The sequence below is a fragment of the Silvimonas sp. JCM 19000 genome (genome assembly GCF_054652575.1).
The window spans coordinates 202,149-220,926 of the sequence record NZ_BAAIHC010000005.1 but is presented as its reverse complement, the minus strand read 5'-3'; the positions used below and the strand labels follow the sequence as shown (position 1 = coordinate 220,926).

At 60.8% G+C, this 18,778-nt stretch carries 20 protein-coding genes; 11 read left to right on the top strand and 9 right to left on the bottom strand.

Annotated features, from left to right (window positions below; all coding sequences use genetic code 11):
• Positions 1–510: metal-dependent hydrolase (locus ACYQ1A_RS07285; protein ID WP_499361359.1), on the top strand; the 510-nt coding region annotated here is incomplete at its 5' end.
• 16 nt (positions 511–526) lie between these two features.
• On the opposite strand, the gene ACYQ1A_RS07280 is transcribed toward ACYQ1A_RS07285, so the two are convergent.
• The 9 genes from ACYQ1A_RS07280 to ACYQ1A_RS07240 all read right to left on the bottom strand — a co-directional run bounded on the left by ACYQ1A_RS07280 (position 527) and on the right by ACYQ1A_RS07240 (position 8,622).
• Complete coding sequence (locus ACYQ1A_RS07280) at positions 527–868, bottom strand: hypothetical protein (protein ID WP_499361358.1); 342 nt, start codon at positions 866–868, stop codon at positions 527–529.
• A gap of 254 nt (positions 869–1,122) precedes the next feature.
• Positions 1,123–1,578, bottom strand: coding sequence for a hypothetical protein (locus ACYQ1A_RS07275; protein WP_499361357.1), 456 nt, complete (start codon positions 1,576–1,578; stop codon positions 1,123–1,125).
• Between the two features lie 153 nt (positions 1,579–1,731).
• Entirely contained in the window at positions 1,732–2,307 is a 576-nt protein-coding gene (locus ACYQ1A_RS07270) for a suppressor of fused domain protein (RefSeq protein ID WP_499361354.1), read from the bottom strand.
• A 145-nt stretch (positions 2,308–2,452) separates the two neighbouring features.
• Positions 2,453–3,079, bottom strand: coding sequence for a hypothetical protein (locus ACYQ1A_RS07265; protein ID WP_062225209.1), 627 nt, complete (start codon positions 3,077–3,079; stop codon positions 2,453–2,455).
• Between the two features lie 502 nt (positions 3,080–3,581).
• Complete coding sequence (locus tag ACYQ1A_RS07260; protein WP_499361353.1) at positions 3,582–4,046, bottom strand: hypothetical protein; 465 nt, start codon at positions 4,044–4,046, stop codon at positions 3,582–3,584.
• A 175-nt stretch (positions 4,047–4,221) separates the two neighbouring features.
• On the bottom strand, positions 4,222–5,460 hold the full coding sequence (locus ACYQ1A_RS07255) for a chitinase N-terminal domain-containing protein (RefSeq protein WP_499361351.1): 1,239 nt from the start codon (positions 5,458–5,460) through the stop codon (positions 4,222–4,224).
• 93 nt (positions 5,461–5,553) lie between these two features.
• Positions 5,554–7,239: a single-stranded-DNA-specific exonuclease RecJ gene (gene recJ / locus ACYQ1A_RS07250; RefSeq protein WP_499361350.1), complete on the bottom strand. Its 1,686-nt coding sequence runs from the start codon at positions 7,237–7,239 to the stop codon at positions 5,554–5,556.
• Positions 7,240–7,302: 63 nt separating this feature from the next.
• The gene (locus ACYQ1A_RS07245; protein WP_499361348.1) at positions 7,303–8,292 is read right to left on the bottom strand and encodes a hypothetical protein; all 990 of its coding nucleotides are present in this window, start codon (positions 8,290–8,292) and stop codon (positions 7,303–7,305) included.
• A 69-nt stretch (positions 8,293–8,361) separates the two neighbouring features.
• The gene (locus ACYQ1A_RS07240) at positions 8,362–8,622 is read right to left on the bottom strand and encodes a hypothetical protein (protein WP_062225784.1); all 261 of its coding nucleotides are present in this window, start codon (positions 8,620–8,622) and stop codon (positions 8,362–8,364) included.
• Between the two features lie 356 nt (positions 8,623–8,978).
• Between ACYQ1A_RS07240 and pdxR the strand changes: the two genes are divergently transcribed.
• From pdxR to ACYQ1A_RS07190, 10 genes are all read left to right on the top strand, one after another.
• Positions 8,979–10,415 carry a MocR-like pyridoxine biosynthesis transcription factor PdxR gene (gene pdxR, locus ACYQ1A_RS07235; RefSeq protein ID WP_499361346.1) on the top strand — a complete coding sequence of 479 codons (1,437 nt, stop codon included), beginning with the start codon at positions 8,979–8,981 and terminating at the stop codon, positions 10,413–10,415.
• 83 nt (positions 10,416–10,498) lie between these two features.
• On the top strand, positions 10,499–10,936 hold the full coding sequence (locus ACYQ1A_RS07230; RefSeq protein WP_499361345.1) for a carboxymuconolactone decarboxylase family protein: 438 nt from the start codon (positions 10,499–10,501) through the stop codon (positions 10,934–10,936).
• Positions 10,937–11,052: 116 nt separating this feature from the next.
• On the top strand, positions 11,053–11,481 hold the full coding sequence (locus tag ACYQ1A_RS07225) for a group III truncated hemoglobin (protein ID WP_499361341.1): 429 nt from the start codon (positions 11,053–11,055) through the stop codon (positions 11,479–11,481).
• A gap of 164 nt (positions 11,482–11,645) precedes the next feature.
• The gene (locus ACYQ1A_RS07220; RefSeq protein WP_499361337.1) at positions 11,646–12,191 is read left to right on the top strand and encodes a hypothetical protein; all 546 of its coding nucleotides are present in this window, start codon (positions 11,646–11,648) and stop codon (positions 12,189–12,191) included.
• 107 nt (positions 12,192–12,298) lie between these two features.
• Positions 12,299–12,487, top strand: coding sequence for a hemin uptake protein HemP (gene hemP / locus ACYQ1A_RS07215; RefSeq protein WP_062225367.1), 189 nt, complete (start codon positions 12,299–12,301; stop codon positions 12,485–12,487).
• A gap of 182 nt (positions 12,488–12,669) precedes the next feature.
• Complete coding sequence (locus ACYQ1A_RS07210; RefSeq protein WP_499361332.1) at positions 12,670–14,898, top strand: TonB-dependent hemoglobin/transferrin/lactoferrin family receptor; 2,229 nt, start codon at positions 12,670–12,672, stop codon at positions 14,896–14,898.
• 118 nt (positions 14,899–15,016) lie between these two features.
• Positions 15,017–16,084, top strand: coding sequence for a hemin-degrading factor (locus tag ACYQ1A_RS07205; RefSeq protein ID WP_499361329.1), 1,068 nt, complete (start codon positions 15,017–15,019; stop codon positions 16,082–16,084).
• A 31-nt stretch (positions 16,085–16,115) separates the two neighbouring features.
• The gene (locus tag ACYQ1A_RS07200) at positions 16,116–16,949 is read left to right on the top strand and encodes a heme/hemin ABC transporter substrate-binding protein (RefSeq protein ID WP_499361326.1); all 834 of its coding nucleotides are present in this window, start codon (positions 16,116–16,118) and stop codon (positions 16,947–16,949) included.
• A gap of 4 nt (positions 16,950–16,953) precedes the next feature.
• Positions 16,954–17,976: a FecCD family ABC transporter permease gene (locus ACYQ1A_RS07195; protein ID WP_499361324.1), complete on the top strand. Its 1,023-nt coding sequence runs from the start codon at positions 16,954–16,956 to the stop codon at positions 17,974–17,976.
• The gene (locus tag ACYQ1A_RS07190) at positions 17,976–18,764 is read left to right on the top strand and encodes a heme ABC transporter ATP-binding protein (protein ID WP_499361323.1); all 789 of its coding nucleotides are present in this window, start codon (positions 17,976–17,978) and stop codon (positions 18,762–18,764) included. The genes ACYQ1A_RS07195 and ACYQ1A_RS07190 overlap by 1 nt, the downstream gene beginning before the upstream one ends.
• Positions 18,765–18,778 lie beyond the last annotated feature (14 nt).

Genomic DNA, 18,778 nt, shown 5'->3' with positions numbered 1-18,778 from the left:
GCCGTTTACGCTGAGGTAGTGACGGTTGGTCTGGATCGTGGTGCCGGAGACGGTGTCGATCTCGCGTTCGAAACCCAGGCCACCGGCGTTATCCGGATTCACGAAACGCGTCGTGCGCATGCCCAGGGTCGAGATGCGGGCTTCAAGGATGCAACGCCACGCAGACCCGCGTGCCGTTTTTTTATCGCGAGTGCTATGTTGCCGGCACAAACCTCACCACCCGCCATGCCCACCATCATCACGCACGCCGCGTGCGCCGCCACGCTGCCCGACGCCGACACCGCCGGACTGCTGTTCGGCATCCCCTTTGGCACGCCATATAGCCACCGTGGCTTTACCCATTCGATCTGTTTTGCCGTGCTCATCGCTACTGGCGCTGGGCGCCGCCCGCAAACTGAACACAACGCGCCTGCGCGCCAGCTTATTTGTGTTTATCGCCACGGTGTCGAATCCCTTGCTGGATATGTGCACCGACGGCGGCAGCGGCGTGGCGCTGTTCTGTTTATGTAGCCACCAATGTAATCAATCACTGCGCCCTGGGGCGAAACATAGCATTTGAGATGATGCGCCCATGAAAATCGTTGCTCAGACCATTCTCCTTCTTCAGCTCTTCCAAAGCTTTACCCCATTCTCTTCGGCTGAGATCCTGGTCAAAGTGTTCGTTCAGCCGGTTCGCCGTTCTCTTATCAATCTTGTTGCCGCCGGTCTGCAGCACCTTGGCCTTTTCGTCTTTCTTGTCAGGACCAGGATTGTTCGGATCATCAGGCGTTCCCTTCGCATCTGCCGGCTTTTCTTTGTTTGTACCCACCGGTTCCGCCAGTGGCGCTTCCGGGTTGTTCTGCTTGGAAAAAACTGCGGTCGCACGCATATCTTTGTAGCTCAGGTTGCCGCCTCGCCCCCGTGATTCGTATTCAACTGCACGGTTAACTAAACCACGCGCAATGACCAGTTATACAATTCCAACCGTCTTGCACCTTTCGTGGTTTTCTTTGCTGTGCCATATGCAAACGCAACCATAATGCCTACTGGATTCGTGTGTGCAATCTTCCCCGCCCGCAGCTTTTAATTCCGAAGAAAAAGTTCCACCGAACTTGCCCAATACCCTTGCTGTCTTTGCCGCATCTAACCGGCGTTATTGCATTCAAGCATTACCGTAACATCCAATGGCTGCTCTTCAACAAACACATCAGGCAAAGTAGCATTCACAGCGAGTCTTTGGATGGACTCAGGTAATACTTCTAATGTAATCGGATTAAGTGGCACCGCTACAGGCTCGTATGAATGGGTAGATTCATACGCAGTACGATGTATATCACCCCAGTCGTAAACGAAGAATCCGCGCCGAGCAATTTCGATGAAATCATCGGGTCGCTTCATCTGGACAAGCAGGCGAATCTCTGAGACGTGTGGCAGCTCACACACTGCCGCTTCAACATCTTCGATTGGAAACGACGCATCGCTCAATGCGGACGTGGGGATAGGGCCAGCGCCTGCCGTAACAAACGCAGCAAGATGTCCGTTCCGATCAGCGGCGAGCCAAACACAATCAAGCCCGTCAGGATACTCACGTGTAGTCATTTTCATCTATTGATCTGATTTGAATAGGGTCCCTGGCGGGAAAGAATCGTGACCGCCGGAAGCTCCAGGCCGCAAAAAACCGGCGCGGATCGCTCCGGCACCGGCTTTTCAATTTACCCTATGCGGCGCAATGCGCTTCGATTCAATTACGCTTTACAGCCTTATTTGCTCTGCTCGTATCAAATTCCAGACATCCGGATCTTGAGACTCCAAAACATCTTCAAACCAGCTCCATCCATGATCGGATACAAGGCCGGCTTCTTCCGTGGTAATGGGGACTAACAAAGCAAAAATGACTGGCAGCTCAGCGCCAGAGAATTCGGCGAATCCAGTATCGAATGGAGTTGGATTCGTTACATAAACAGCATTTACCGTAGCGTTACTTATCAGAGGGCGCCATGGTCCGATCACTTCACCGCGTAAAACCGCCCGCCCACGAATCTTGATGTGCTCGGCAAGAGAGAGTAAAAACGCCGCAACATCACCACCGGCAAAGGAATCATTCGCAGAAACAACCAACTCCTGTCGAATCTTCCGCCCTTTTGGCAAATCAAGCTCGTTTTCACTAAGCCCGAGCGTCACATAAGTAGTAATACCGGGGATAGGCTGCTCTTTAAAGCACACAACCTGGATTCCATGCGAGCTAGCACCGTCAGACCACCCTGACGAAATTGGGCCGAGGTGACCTTCAATATGCTCAGCGACAGAACCAAAAGCACTAGCTACCATTTTCCGTCCTATTGCAATTTACCCAGCGCAAACGCGTGTCGCGGTTAAATTCGTCAAACACACCCTTGCGATGCTTTTCGTTCAAGTCACGGTCACGCCAAGGGCCATCTTCGGCAAGGCTAGTCGCCCTCATCTCCATAGGCGGCTAATTCAAAACCATATTCACGCCGTGAATCCCTGGATTCTTATCTATTGAAGTCATCCGCTTTGAGAAGCGATGTACCGACATCGACAACCAGCATCGCTGGTCTGATGACAGCCTTTCTTCGATCCGACGAAGATCCCGCTCTTCTCCGAGTTCATATAAATCCAGTTCGGGGCCGCAGGCCAAAGCGGCATGCTCGAAGGTTTCCATGGCCCATCCCGCAAGCTGGGCAAGAACCCAGGATGCCGACCATGCTTCCTGAGCTTCAGCACTGACAAGCCGCGGGTGCAAGGAGAGTGTGATGACACTTTCGTTTTGACGGCTGTCGAGGGACACGCTCTGGCGCCCGGCCGCATCATTTCCGCCGACCACGAAATAGGTGAAAAGTAATGCCCCAGACTCAAGCGGAGCCTCAACCAGCTGCGCGGATGAGTCCCATGGCAAAACGGTAGCCGCACCAGTCCGACCATCAATCCGCATTACCTCCACAGGCGCCGCAATCGGCCCCTTAAAGCGTGACAGAACTTGTTCAATGCTCGACCGATGCTCAAGCGCCGACAGCATCCGGTCGCCCACGCAAATGAAGTTCAAACGTTCGCCCATCTGGTGCCTCACTTGATCGGACATAGACGCCGCCTCAACGTCTTCGATTAAAAACGACGAATCGCTTAAAGAGCACCACCCTGCACAGCAGCCACCGAAACGCCGTTGATGGTGACTGCGGCACTGCCGCTGTGGTTGCCCGTGCTCAGGTGGGTGGCAAATGTCGCTGCCGTCGTCGCGGCCGAACGATAGGCCTGTTGCTGGCTGGGCCGGTTGCGGGCCGGTTGCCATAGGCGCGCCGGAAACGCGCAAATTAACTTACCGGGTTCGCCACCTTTTCATCAAACCAGGCATCGCTTAGCGGCGAATAAAATCGATAGCCAAAAGATGGATATTTTTCTATTCAATTCACGCCCCATCTTCGCGACTCCATTTACCTGTTTCCTGGCCACCTTTGCAGAAGTCCGGCCAGAGCCCCATGCTGGAATTGATTCACCAGCATGCGGGCCGGGCTTCAAAGTATTCTTCTTACCGTCATTCGCGCTTTCACTGTTTGTACCATCTGTTCACGCCGTTCGCGAACAATCTACGCTCTGGCATGGAGTACAAACAATCCACAATTCTGAGCCATTACTTCGATTTCCGCACGGTACCGTTGATCCGCCAATATGAGCAAATCGGTTCTATCGTAGCCACCAACAACCCTGACTTGATTAGCGACAAAGTAGGCATCCATGAGCCGCTTTTCACGGAGGCTTTCTAAAAAAACCGTCTGAAGTCGGCAATCATCATTCCGCATAAATTCTGGTTGAGCATCGGAATTTAGAACGACGCCATCTACAGCAAGCGAGGAATAGAAATCCAGGAAGCGTTTTTCGCCAATGATGTAGTCGTCCTCAGCGTCCTGGCCAAGCGCGACCTTAAAATTCATAAATCGACAGCTGCCAGCTTCTTCTTCGCTCAACCAGTGATCGAATACAGAAATGCTCATCAGTGCGATATTCGGCACTATCAGTTCGCCCTCACCAGAATAGATTTCCGGAAAATGCATTAAAAGCGGACTCTTAGTCGTCTTAATAACCAATTTTTCCTCGCGAATTTATCTATTTCGTTACGAATGAGGCATTCGAATCGAGCATACCAACACGATTGCCGGCGTTATCGAATAGCTTCCAGATGCGCCTACCGCGCGCCTGCTCACGAACAGCCCCTGATCGGCACCTCGATTAGCGTGTAGCGCGCGCCCCGCCCACCAGTTCCAGCGGATCGCTGCGGCGGCAGACCCGTTCGGTGGCCCAGCATACTTCCACCCCCAGGTGCACCGGCGCCTGCGCCGCCAGCAAGCGGGTCTGGCCGCAGTAGCTGCGGGTTTGCGTCGACTTCTGCCCCATCTCGTCCGCCCCCGCTTCGCATTCGCGCGCTTTGGTTTGGTCCGCGCCGATGGCCTGGCCGCTGTCGGCGTCGATCCAGCGCCAGCGCACGGGCTGTTTGCCCGCAGCCAGCATAGGCACTGACCACATCACCACCCACGAATCCGCCACCTTGCCCAGCAAAGCCAGTTTGGGCAACGCGGCGGGGTCAACTCCGGCCAGCATTACTTCAAGCGGATAAACCTCGCTGTCGGCACAGTCGAGTTTGCTGCACAGGCGCACGGTCAGCGCGTGGGTGCCCGCCGCCAGCTCGCGCAGTTGCGTGCTGGCGCTTTGGGTATGGTCGGTGTTTTCGTTGAAGGTGGTGGATTCATAAACCACGCGGCCCTGGTCCAGCACCTGCCAGTAATGGCCCGGCGTGCCCCACCACATATGCCAGGTCAGTTCCAGCGGCTCGCCGGTGCTGACGTTGGGCAGCCATTCGATCTCGGGCACGCTGGGGCTGCCGATGGCCTGGTCGGTGCCGCCCACCCAGGTATTGCCGCTCACGCTGGTGCAAAGCGGGCTGCCGTCGATATTGGCGTTGCAGAGGCGTACTTCAAATAAATGGCGGCCGGCGGCCAGGCGGCGCAGCGTGTATTCGCCGCTTTGTACCGCGACGGCGCGGGCGCTGATATCGGGTTTGCTGGATGACACCAGCGTGCGCTGGGTGAAGTCCTGACTGCGTATGGCCAGCACGCCGTTGTCGTAGATTTCCCAATATTGCGCGGTGGTGCCGAAATTGATGTCCCAACCTATACGCAGGCTGTCGCTATCCAGTTTCTCCGGGATGGCGTCGAGTGCCGGTTTGATTGGGGCCTCGGCGCTGCGTGGCGGGAAATGTTCGCCGCTGTATTGGATGGCAGGCAGCGGCTGGATGCTGGGGTCATTGCCGGGTGCGGGGTCGGGCGCGGCCAGGTCGGTGCAGTCGAGCATGCCGCCCCGCGCCGGTTTGCAGACCCGGTTGCCCGGCTGCTGCGCTTCTTCTGGGGTCAATAAAGTGGCGTACGCAGTACTGCTCAGCCCCGCGTAGCCCAGCGCCCATATCGTCAGCATCGCCGGCGCAATCCGGCGCCATGGTTCTCGCATCCGTGCATCCTCTTTTTGTTTTGACCACGCAACAACCGCTGCCCGGATGGCGGCTTCGGCTTATTCGCAATGCTCCAGTTGTAGCTGCAAAATGCGCTCGCCGCGAAATTCGTTCACCGAGATCGAAAACACCGCCGTCACTTGTTGCGGCAGCGTGTCCGGATGTTGAAAGCGGATGGCATCCAGCACGTGGCCATAGCGCGTGCGCAGTTTTACCTTGAGATGGCGTTCGCCCACCACCCTTTGTTCCAGCACGCGAAATTCGTCATGAAACCGCGGCGCCGGAAATCCCTGGCCCCAGACCTGGCGGTCCAGTTTCTCGGCGACGGCCATGCTATAGCCGTCTTCGGGCAAGGCGCCGTCGGTCTCGATTACGCGTTCCAGTGCGCTGGTGGGCATCAGCTCGCGACACACCGCTTCAAAGGCCTGCTGGAAAGTTTCAAAGTCGCCCGGGCGCAAGCTCAAGCCTGCTGCCATGGCGTGCCCACCAAATTTGAGGATCAGGCCGGGATGGCGTTTGGAGACCAGGTCAAGCGCGTCACGTAAATGCAGGCCCACGATGGAACGGCCAGAGCCTTTGATTTCATCGGGCCCGCCATCGGCAAACACAATGGTGGGGCGATGAAAGCGGTCTTTAACGCGCGAAGCAACGATGCCAACCACGCCCTGGTGCCAGTCAGCGCGATACAGCGCCAGGCTGTAGCTGGCTTCGCAGTCGAGGCTGGCAAGCACGGTTTCGGCTTCGTCGCGCATACCGGCTTCGATGTCGCGGCGCGCACGGTTCATCTGGTCCAGTTCTTGTGCCAGCGGCAGCGCGGCGTCGACGCTCCCGGCCAGCAAGCAGGCAATGCCCAGGCTCATATCGTCAAGACGGCCAGCCGCGTTCAGGCGCGGGCCGAGGGTAAAACCGAGGTCAAAACAAGTGGCTTTGTAGGGATCGCGCCCGGCGGCGGCAAACAGCGCCATCACGCCCGGACTGGCGCGACCGGCCCGCATGCGTTTGAGGCCCTGTTCGACCAGGATGCGGTTATTGCCGTCCAGCTTGACTACATCGGCCACCGTGCCCAGCGCCACCAGATCGAGCAACTGGCCCAGGTTGGGCTCGGCCTGGTCGGCAAACACGCCACGTTGGCGCATTTCGGCGCGCAAGGCCATCAGCACGTAAAACATCACGCCCACGCCCGCCAGATTGCGCGACGCAAAAGTACAGCCGGGCTGGTTCGGGTTGACGATCAGGGCGTCCGGCAGCGCGTCGCCGGGCAGATGGTGATCGGTAATCAGCACATCGATCCCACGCGCCTTGGCGGCGGCAACACCGGCCACGCTGGCGATGCCGTTATCCACGGTCACCAGCAGATGCGGGTTTTTTTGCGCGGCCAGCGCCACGATTTCGGGGGTCAGGCCGTAGCCGTATTCAAAGCGATTGGGCACCACAAAATCGACGATGCCGCCCAACAAACCCAGGCCACGCATGGCTACGGCACAGGCCGTGGCGCCGTCGGCGTCGTAATCGGCCACGATCAGAATGCGCTCTTGCGCGGCGATGGCGTCGGCCAGGCGGCGCGCGGTTTCGGCTATGCCTTTCAGGCCGGCAAAGGGCAGCAGGCGCGCCAGTTCGTGTTCCAGATCGGTGGGTTCGCTAATGCCGCGAGCGGCGTACAAGCGGGCTTCCAGCGCCGACAGGCCGCTTTGCAGCAAGCGGGCCTCAAGCTCGGCAGGAATGGAACGGGGCTGGATTCGGGGCATGGCAGACCAGGTTGGGTGCAACACAAACAATCGGAACAACACGCGTCGCGCGCGCGGACGGTATTAAAACGGCAGGCGTTTGCCTTGCCAGAAGCGCCACCGCAGGCTGGCGTCGGTGCGCACTTGCCAGCCCGCATCGGGCGCGGTCAGGGTCACGCTGCTGACACTGCCCTCCTGCAAACCGGCCAGCAACGGCGCAAACCAGTGCTGCTCCAACGCTTGCCACGCGGCATACCAGGCTTGCGCATCGTTAGCGCGGACCGCCGCGGCCAGGCTGTCGACAATGACCAGGCCCGGCCGCGCTGGCAAATCCTGCGCGCCCGCCGGCATGGCCAGCGCGGTGCCGCCGCTGGCACGAGTCAGTCCTTGCACGATGTCGTCGTCGCTCCACACCACGCGGTCGGTCTGTTGAGGCAAAGCGGGCATCGGCCACGCGCCGCCGCCCCACAGCCAGATGCTGTTGATGCTGAGCTTGCCCAAAGCCTCACGCACATCATTGGTCGCGTGGGTGTACAGCAGCATTTGCAGTTCATTCAGTGCGCGATGCCAGTTCATGGCATCCGGGCCGCGCGGTAGAAACGGATCGATATTCAGGCCGATCACTTCATCCAGCGGGGTGAACTGCAATTGCGGGTCAGCCGCCAGCTGTAAATACCAACGGTTGGGATGCGGGGCATGAAAAGTCCAGCCATCCTGTTTAAACAAACCATTCAATGCCAGCACCAGCGCGTTGGCGTCGTTCTGGCTGATATCCAGCGTGCGGGCATCCTGCAGGCTCAGTTGATCGCGGCCCACGTGCAGATGCACCGGGTCGGCGCGCAGCCAGTAGCCGGGCGCGGCATCGGGCAGATCCAGCGCCAAGGTCAAGGGTGCGGCGGCGGCGCTGCCAAATTGCATATGCAGCCAGCTCGACCACGCTTGCGCGGGCACGGACTGGCGTTGGCCTTTGCCAAACAGGGTGGCAAGGGCAGGAAGTTGTAATTGCGCGCTGATTTGCGATTGCAGGGCCGGATCGGGCCAGCTGGCATGCGGAAGGACAAGATGCGGGTTCATGCGGCGGGATTTTACATGGGCCGGGGCGCACGTGCATAAGTACGCCCCACCCGCTCATCCCCACGCCATTCAATGCTGGACGCTGGGTGCGCCAAATTCGCCATGGGCCAGCGAATCGTGGAATTCAGCAATCCACTCCGGCGGTCGATATTGTTGAAAACCTCGGTCACGCAACACCGTGACCACCTCGATACCGTCACACAGGGTGTCGGGAAAATGCGCATCGGCACTGACCACAAAGTCATGTGGCTCAAAGCCGAACTCACGACAAATGGCTTCAAACGCAGTGCGTTCTTGCTCAGGAAACTGGTCCAGGGTCATCAGGCTCATCGTGGTCTCCAGGTGCAGAGGTCTGGGGTGCGGCAAGGGCCAGTTTGTACCTTGTCGCGGCGATGGGTTCTGGCCGGACGCTTCTGACGGCGCACCGGGGCGCAGAACGCCGGGCAAGGCCGAATGTCGCAAATGCAAACAGCTTACGCATCTGTCGCCCGATGGAAGGTGGCTTGCGGGTTATTGATACAAACGCGCAAACCGAGCCTCCGGTCGCAAATGCGCCAATGTGATTGTTTTGCTACAGCTTTTTTGCGGCGGCGCAAGGTCGAAAGCGCTTGCAAATTCAAAAACCGTCGTCGCGATGTCGCGCTAACATAGCGGCCTTGCCACGCTTTACTGACGTCACTCAACGCATGGATCTCCACCTTAGCCTGCACGGCCGCACTGACTTGTCGGGCCAGATCTATCGCCAATTGCGCAGCGCCATCCTCGACGGCCGCCTGCCGCCCGGCGAACGCTTGCCGTCCACGCGCGATCTGGCAACGCAGCTGGGGGTATCGCGTAAAACCACGCTGGATGTGTTCGAGCGTTTGCTGGCCGAAAGTTTTTTACTCAGCAAGCCGGGCCACGGCACGTTTGTGGCCGACGGCCCGCAACGGCTGCCGCAAACCCAGGCGGCGCCGCAGCAGGCGCGGCCATCGCCAGTCTGGCAGGCCATGCCCCCGGCGCTGGCGCTGCAATCGCGCTCGCTACATGCCGATGATTTTATGGGCGGGGTGACTGATAAATCGCGCTTTCCGTTTGAGCCGTGGCGACGCTGCATGAACCACGCCTTGCGCTTGCAGGCACGCGGACGCGGCGGTTATCACGACCCAGCCGGCGAGCAGGAACTGCGCCTGGGCATCTCGCGTTATCTTGGCTTTAATCGCGCGGTGGCCTGCAGCTGGCAAGACGTGATCGTTACGCAAGGGGCGCAACAGGCGCTGGATTTGCTGGCACGCGTGCTGTTGCAGCCGGGCGATATCGTGGCTATGGAAGAGCCCGGCTACGCCCCGGCGCGTGCTTGTTTTAATGCCGTGGGCGCGCGCGTAATCAGTGTGCCGGTGGATGCCGAAGGTATGCGCGTGGATGCCCTGCCCGACCAGGCGCGCCTGGTGTATGTGACGCCATCGCATCAATTTCCGCTGGGCGTACCGCTCAGCCTGGATCGGCGCATCGCCTTGCTGGAATGGGCGCAACGGAGCGGCGCAGTGATTGCGGAGGACGACTATGACGGCGAATTCCGCTTTGAAGGCCGGCCGCTCGATGCGCTGAAGAGTCTGGATCGCGCGGGTCTGGTCGCCTACGTCGGCACCTTCTCCAAAACCATCTTTCCGGAATTGCGCGTGGGCTATCTGGTGCCACCGCAGTCGCTGGCAGCGGCGCTGATCAAGGCCAAGCAACTGAGCGACTGGCACAGCGCCTCGCTCACCCAGGCGGCACTTGCGCGCTTTATGCTCGATGGCGAATTTGCCCGCCATTTGCGCCGCAATCACAAGCTGTATCAAGCGCGACGCGCCATGCTGATCCGCCATCTGAGTGGGCCACTGGCACCGTGGTTCAGGCCTATCGTGACCATGGCTGGCATCCACATGACGGCGTTGCTGCGGCCCGGCATCGACGAAGACGCAGTGATTGCCTGCGGCGATGCGGTGCAGGTCGGCTTGTACGGCACACGCCATTTTTATGCCGACAGCCCGGCGCAACCGGCTTTGTTGTTTGGCTATGGCGAAATCGACGTCTGCCGCATCGACGCCGCATTGACCCGGCTGGAACAGGCCTTGCGTGAGCGCATGCCAGTGGTCACCTGAAAACGCCACAAATTGGCGATTTATGCCGACCACGTCCCGGCCTAAGCTGGCGCTCAGATTCTCACCCACCCCTGGAGCCTGCCATGTCTGAACGCCTTAACTTCTACAAAGCCAATTCCGCCGCCGTGATGGCCCAGAGTGCGGTTGAGCAATATCTGGCCAAATCGACCATCGAAAAATCACTGGCTGAACTGGTGCGCTTGCGTGCTTCGCAAATCAATGGCTGCGCCTTTTGCGTGGATATGCATGTGGCTGACGCACGCAAAGGCGGCGAAGATGAGCGCCGCCTGGCCACGGTCTGCGTCTGGCAAGAGACCCATCTGTTTACTGACCGTGAACGTGCCGCGCTGGCATGGACCGAAGCACTGACCCGCATTGCCACCCAGCCAGTGACTGACAAGCTGTACGACGATCTGGCCACGCATTTCTCTGAAGCCGAACGCGTCGATCTGACCTTGCTGATAGGCAGCATCAACACCTGGAATCGCATGGCCATCAGCTTTCGCAAACCACTGCCCTAAGCAGGCTCGCCCACGGCACCCCGCGCCGTTGGGCTGATTGCCAGGTATTACGCTTGCTCGCGGGCCGCCGCATCCTTTTAAATCCGGCTGGCCCGCGCGGCTTGTCTGGTGCGGGCTTGTTTGCAACCCGTATCGAGTTCTCTTTTATGCAAGCCGTCGCCGAGCAGATCGGCCAGGCGCAAGTCCGCGCCGTGGTCACCGAATTTTATAGCCGCGTGCGCACGCATCCCGAACTGGGCGTGCCGTTCAGGCGCGTGAGTGACTGGCCGCATCATCTGGATATCCTCACGCACTTCTGGTGGGTCACGCTGGGCGGCGAGCGTTACCTTGGGCATCGCTACGAAGTCACCGAGCGCCATCTGGCTGCGGGCTTCACCCCGGCGCTGCTGGACATCTGGTTGGCGCTGTTCACGCAGACGGTGCACGAAATGCTGGCGCCAGCGCTGGCCGATGCATGGCTGGAGCGCGCCCAGCGTATCGGCAAATCGCTGCGTATTCTGTACGTATGGCAGCAAGACCCCAGCCGCGCCGAGCGCGAGTTGTAAATCTGTTGTAAACATCCCGCATGTCGCTGGCTGCAATATAAACCACGCGACAAGCCTGCACATAGCTGTCTAAACTAGACAGCGTGTGCGCGTCCGGGCGTGCACGGCCATCACTATAAATTTGCCGTCCACGGCATTGTGTCGCGTCGCAAGGGGTGTTTTACATGAAAACCAGAACCGTTAAACTGCCGCTCGGCATCACGCTGGAAGTCTATAACCGCGCGGGCACCAACGCCGTGTCCGTCGCGCTTAAACGGCGCGAACGCACGCTGTTGTTCTTGTTTGATAACGTGCCGCAAGCGCATGTGCTCAGCGCGCTGGATGAATTCCGCGACGCGGTGGCCGCCTTACCTGCGGCGCATGCCGCCCATACCGAAGCCAGCAAACCTGTCGCTCTTGAAAGCGATTTGATTACGCTGCGCACCGGGCTACGCCAGGCCGTGATGCGCGGTTTGTTGGCCGACGACAAACAACCCACCGGCCCGCAACCGCCGCAAGTTTATGCCTCGATCATTGGCGATTTTGCCTGGGTGGCCAAGCAGCCGCTGACGGAAAGCGGCGTCAGCCCGGAAAACCAGCTCACCGGGCTGCTGGAACGCAATATCCGCCGCTCCGACAGCCCGCTCAGCAAAGCCGACGCCGCCCACGTCTCGCAACGGCTGGTGGACGCGCTGCTGGCTGAATTCAATTTTGTGCCGCTGCGCCGCTAACAGCGCAAGCCGGCCCGGCCGGCGCTTGCAGCTGGCGCAAGCGCTTGTCGGCTGCTGTTGATATAACGCCTTGCAGATGAGAACGGTTCTCGTTTATATTCTGCCGCATGGATACCCGTCGCCCTCACCCGTCCCCCACGCCCGCTCCGTCTGCAGTCAGCCACGGGGTCGAGCACACGCCGGTCATCAATAGCCGTGATCTGCTGCATGCGGGTCATTCGGTGGTGATCGAACACAACGGTGTGCGCTACACACTGCGCGAGACGCGACAGAGCAAGCTGATCCTGACCAAGTAGGCCCGGCCCTGATCAGCGCTTTCCATAACCACCCATAACAATCACAAACCGCGCACGCCAGCCAGCCGCGTTTATTTGTGCTGCCCGCAGCACAAGCCAGCCAGCCGCGCCGAGACCTTACCGTCATCTATTACCTTGCTCGAAGGTTTGACGGGTGCGTCTCTACGCTCAAGGAAACTGGCATGAACCGAATTCCGCATCGCCCCGTCGCGGCGGCGCTGACCTTAATGGTGTGCGCGCTTAGCAGCGCCTTTGCTCACGCCGCCACGGCCGACACCGTGGCCAGCGCCGCCAGCACGGCAGCCGCAGCGAGCGACAGCGCCTTGTCGCCGGTGGTGGTCACCGCCACCCGCACTGATAAAACGCTGGCTGAACTGCCGCCGTCGGTGACCACCACCGACCGCGCCGAGCTGGACCAGCAATTCATCCGCGACTTTACCGACCTTGGCAATCGCGCCGAGCCGGGCGTCAGCATCAACAAACAGCCGCGTTACGGCGCCACCAACATCAATATCCGCGGCCTCGAAGGCAACCGCATCCTGATGCTGGTGGATGGCATACGGCTGCCGGACACCTTTTCGTTCTCGGGCCGCGACACCTTTATCGGCCAGGACATGGTCGACTTTGGTTCGCTGGCGGCCATCGATATCGTGCGCGGCCCTGGCTCCACGCTGTATGGCTCGTCCGCACTGGGCGGCATCGTCGGCTTGCGCACGCTGGACCCGACTGATTTGCTGAAGGGCGGCAAAAAGTTTGGCGGGCGCATCGATGCTGATTACGACAGCGCTGACAACAGCTACGGCGCACGCGGCACCGTGGCGGGCGAAGCGGCGCCGGGCACGTTCTGGCTAGCGCAAGTGGGCGGGCGCAAAGGCCATGAGATGGACAACAAAGGCGAGACCGGTGGCACCGGCAGCAATCGCACCGAACCCGATCCGCAAGATTCATCCAGCGAAAACTTTCTGGGCAAGCTGCAGCATTACTTTGATGGCGGGCACAAGCTGGGTTTGACTGGCGAATACCGCCACACCAGCACCGATTCGGACATGTACAGCGATCTGACCAGCGCCATCAAATCCAGTCGCGCCGAAGACGTGCAATCGCGCAAACGCGTTTCGCTGGAGTACGACTACACCGCCCCCGATAACGCGCATTTTTTTGACAGCGCCAGTGCACGCGCCTGGTGGCAGCAACTGGACAGCGATCAGCATCGTTACCAGGTGCGTACCACCGCTGCCAACTATCAGCGCGATGGCCAATACCAGGAAGACATGTATGGCCTGAATGGCCAGCTGGTTAAAAACATCGATGGCGCGGTATCGCAGCAACTGGTGTTGGGCGGCGAATGGTGGCGCAGTAAAACCACCGAATTCGCCGCCGGTACGCCCGCTTCGTCCACCATCAATGTGCGAACCGTACCGGTGACCACCGCGTCGCAATGGGGCGTGTTTGCCCAGGATGAAATCGGTCTGGGCCGTGGTTTTACCCTGACGCCTGGCCTGCGTTACGACCGCTATGAACAGAACCCGGAAGTAGATGCGGTGTTGGCCGCACAAATTGCAGCCGGGGCCGGCATAGCGCCCAAGGATCAGAGCGATAGCAAATGGTCGCCCAAAATACTGCTCAGCTATCAGGCAGCCGAGCATCTCACCTTGTTTGGCCAGTACGCCCAGGGCTTTCGCGCGCCCACGGTGGTGGAAGTCAACGGCCAGTTTACCAATACCGCCTTCGGCTACACCCTGGTGGCCAATCCGGATCTGAAGCCGGAGACCAGCTCGGGCGTGGAATTCGGGGCCCGCTGGGGCACCGATGATCTGGGCGGCTCGGCCACGGTCTATGACAACCGCTATCACAACTTTATTGAGCAGGTCACGCTCAGCCAGGGCGACAGCGGCTGGATCGCGGGTTATCCGGCGGGGGTATTCCAGAACGTCAACATCAGCAAAGCGCGTATCTCCGGCACCGAAATCGCCGGGCATTGGGTGTTCTGGCCGCAATGGCACAGCAACGCTACGCTGGCGTACACGGTGGGTCGCAACGAGACCGATGATGAATGGCTGGATTCGGTAGCCCCGTTCAAAGCCGTGTTCAACGTGGGTTACGCCCGCGAACAATGGGGCGTGGACAGCACCTTCACCACGGCCAGCGCCAAGAAACACGTTTCGGCCGACACCCTCTACCAGGCGCCTGGTTATGGCGTCATCGACTTCACCGGCTGGTATGTGCTGGCCAAAGATCTGCGCTTGTCGGCTGGCGTATTCAATCTGTTCGATCACAAATATTGGGATAGCCAGACCCGCCAGACCAGCAATGGCGGCCCGGGCACCTTGCTACAAGCCAATAACCCGGCCATCGACCGCTATACCGAACCGGGCCGCAGTTTCCGCGTTTCGGCCAACTATCTGTTCTAGGCCCGCACTCCCTCAGTCAACCGCGCGCCATCCATAAGCAACCGCGCGCCGCCGCCCGCCGTGCACCCGCTCTCATCCAGCGGGACGGCCGGGCGGCGTTTTTATCCAAGGACATCTCATGACCGAAACCACTGTCGCCACCCCGAGCTACACCGAGTTTGCCGCCGAACTACACAGCCGCTATGCCGCGCTGGTGGCGGCTGAACCGCGACTGCGTATCCGCGATCTGGCCAGCAAGCTGGGCGTAACCGAAGCCGCGCTGGTCGCGGCGCAATGCGGCGTGCAGTCGCAGCCATTAGCAGGCAGCGCGCAAACACTGTTAAAACAGCTGGGCACGCTGGGCCGGGTACTGGCGCTATCGCGCAACGATGCTTGTGTGCACGAACGTCACGGCCGCTATGAAGACATCCACGCCGAAGGTGCGGTCGGCATGGTGTTGGGGCCGGATATTGATTTGCGCCTGTTCTTCAATTGCTGGCAGTTCGCCTGGCATGTGACTGATCCGGCGCACGGCCGCGACAGCATCCAGTTTTTTGCCGCTGATGGTAGCGCGGTGCACAAGGTGTATCGCACCGACGAAACCGACGTCGCCGCCTGGGCCGCGCTGCTCGCCGCCTTTGGCCAGCACGAACGCAGCGTGCCGCAATTCAGCGCCTTGCCGGTGGCGGAAGAAGCGCATGTGGCCGCCGACGCCGGCGCCGTGCGGAATGCGTGGCTGGCGCTGGACGACACGCATGCGTTCTTCCCGATGTTGCGCAAATTCAAGCTGTCACGTCTGGGCGCTTTGCAGGCCGCAGGCGCCGATCTGGCCCAGCGCGTGGCCAATGACGCCGTCGAGACGCTGCTGCAACGCGCGGCCGACACCGGCCTCGCCATCATGTGCTTTGTCGGCAACCGCGGCATCGTGCAGATCCACAGCGGCCCGGTGCAGAAACTGCTGCGCACCGGCCCATGGTTTAACGTACTCGATCCCACTTTCAATCTGCATTTGCAGACCACGGCCATCCACAGCAGTTGGGTGGTCAACAAACCGACGCGCGATGGCTGGGTGACTTCACTGGAAATCTACAACGCCAGCGGTGAGCTGATTGTGCAGTTCTTTGGCGTGCGCAAACCGGGCCAGCCCGAGCTACCGGCGTGGCGCGCCCTGCTCACCGATCTGTGCGCGCAGCCGCTGGCCGCGTAAGGCCGCTCCGTCCCCACTCCCGAGAATCGCGATGAAATCCTTGCTGTCTATCCTGTTTTGCCTGAGCAGCCTGACCGCCCTTGCCGCGCCGCCACAGCGCGTGGTCAGTCTGGGCGGGCCCTTGACCGAAGTCATTTACGCCCTCAATGCCGGGGATCGGCTGGTGGGTGATGACGCCTCCAGCCTGTATCCGCCCGCCGCCACCAGATTGCCGCAGGTGGGCTATTACCGCGCGTTTTCGGTGGAAGGCGTGGTGGCTTTGCATCCTGACCTGGTGCTCGCCACCGATCAGGCCGGGCCCCCTGCTGCGCTGGCGCAGCTGAAGCAACTGGGCATCAAAGTCACCGTTCTGCCGGGCGCTGCCACGCTGGATGCGCTGGAACAACGCGTGCAAGGCGTGGCCAGCGCCTTGGGCTTGCCCGATAACGGCGGCCAGATGGTCGCCCGTATCCGCCAGCAAGTGACGGCGCAAACCACCCGACCGAGCAATGTGCGCACGCTGTTTGTGATGAACCGCAGCGGCAAGCTCGAAGGCGCGGGCAAGGATTCAACCGCCGATGCGATGCTGACCCTGGCCGGCGCGCGCAATGTGCTGGCTGCACAGAGCGGCTACAAACCGTTGTCGGCCGAAGCCGCGCTGGCCTTGGCACCGGACGCCATCGTCACCACCCGCATGTCGATCGATGCCTCGGGCGGCTTGCAGCGCTTTATGGCCTTGCCCGGCGTGGCGGGCACGCCCGCCGCAAGCAATGGTCGCGTGGTGGTGATGGATGATTTATTGCTGCTGGGCTTTGGCCCACGTTTGCCCGAGGCGCTCAAGACGTTGAAAAACGGCCTCGACGCCCCGACCACCGCCAGCAATTAAGCGCATGACGACCGCACTCCTTATGCACCCGGCGCGCACACGGCCGCGCCCAGCCGTGTGGCTGGGCGTTGCTGTGTGCAGCCTGCTGCTGCTCACCCTGGTTGCTGCCGCACATGGTGCGGTGGCGATTCCGCTCAGCGCTTTACCCCGCTTGTTACTGGCGCACGATCTGAGCGCACAAGAACAGCTGTGGCGCAATGTGTTGCTGCAGATCCGCTTGCCGCGCGTGGCACTCGCCATCGTTGCCGGGGGCGGTCTGACCATCACCGGCACGGCGATGCAGGCGCTGTTTCGCAACCCCCTGGCCGAGCCCGGCCTGATCGGCATCGCCTCAGGCGGCGCCTTAGGTGCGGTGGCCGCCATCGTACTGGGTGCGCCCGGCCTGTTCTGGCTGACGCCAGCCGCCTTTATCGGCAGCCTGCTTGCCACCGCGCTGTGCTACCAGTTGGGGCAACGGCGGCCCGGCATGAGCAGCTTGTTGCTGGCTGGCGTGGCCATCAATGTGATCTGCGGCAGCGTGATCGGGCTGTTTACTTATGTGGCCGACGACGCGCAATTACGCAGCCTGACCTTCTGGAATATGGGCAGCCTGGCCGGTGCCAGCTGGACGCAGCTGGCCTTTCTCGGCCCGTGGACGCTCGGATTGAGCCTGTTGCTTCTGCGCGAATGGCGCGCCCTCAACGCCTTGCTGTTGGGCGAGCGTGAAGCACAGCATCTGGGGTTTGCGCTGAACCCATTGCGCCGCCGCTTGATTGTGCTGGTGGCGTTGATCGTCGGCCCCTTGGTGGCGGCTACCGGCGTGATCGGCTTTGTCGGGCTGGTGGTGCCACATCTGGTACGGCTGAGTCTGGGGGCTGACCATCGCTGGCTGTTGCCACACACCTGGGTGGCGGGCGCGATTGCCTTGTCGCTGGCGGACTGGCTGGCACGCGTCGCGGTCATTCCAGCAGAGCTGCCCATCGGCATCGTCACCAGCCTGATCGGCGGGCCATTCTTCTTATGGATGCTGACGCGGAGGACGCGCTGATGCTGCGCGCTGAACAACTTTGCTGTGGGCGGCAGGGTGTGGCCGTGCTGCGCGATGTCACGCTCGCGCTCGAGCCCGGCTCGGTGACCGGCGTGCTGGGTGCCAACGGCGCGGGCAAATCCACCTTGTTGGCAACGCTGGCGGGCGAATTACCCGCTTTGTCGGGCAGCCTGACTTTGCAGGGCAAGCCGCTGGCGGCCACGCGGCCGGGCGAACAAGCACGCTGTCGCGCGGTGTTGCCACAATCCCCGTCGCTGGCTTTCGAATTAGCCGTGCGCGCGGTGGTCGGCACCGGTGCTTATCCTTTTCCTGAAGTCAGCCCGGCACAACTGGAACAACTGATCGATCGCGCGCTACAACTGGCCGACGCCAGCCATCTGGCATCGCGTCGTTACAGCGCACTGTCGGGCGGCGAGCAACAACGTATCCAGTTTGCCCGCGTGTTAACCCAGGTATTGGCGCACAAATCGGCTGGCGATTATCGCGCCCTGTTGCTGGATGAGCCCACCGCCAGCCTTGATCCCAAACACCAGTGGTTGCTGCTGCACACCGTGGCGCGTCTGGCGCGCGACGAGCAACTGGCGGTGCTGGTGATCCTGCATGACGTCAACCTGGCCGCGCAGTGGTGTGATCGTTTGTTGCTGCTGGCGGCTGGCACCGTGGTGGGCCACGGCGCGCCCGAAGTGGTACTGACGCCCGCTGCGATGATGAGCGTGTATGGCATGGCGGCACAGGTGGTGCCGCATCCGCTGGAAGTACGCCGCCGCATGGTGTGCTTTGTTGGCTGAGGTGCCGGAATCGC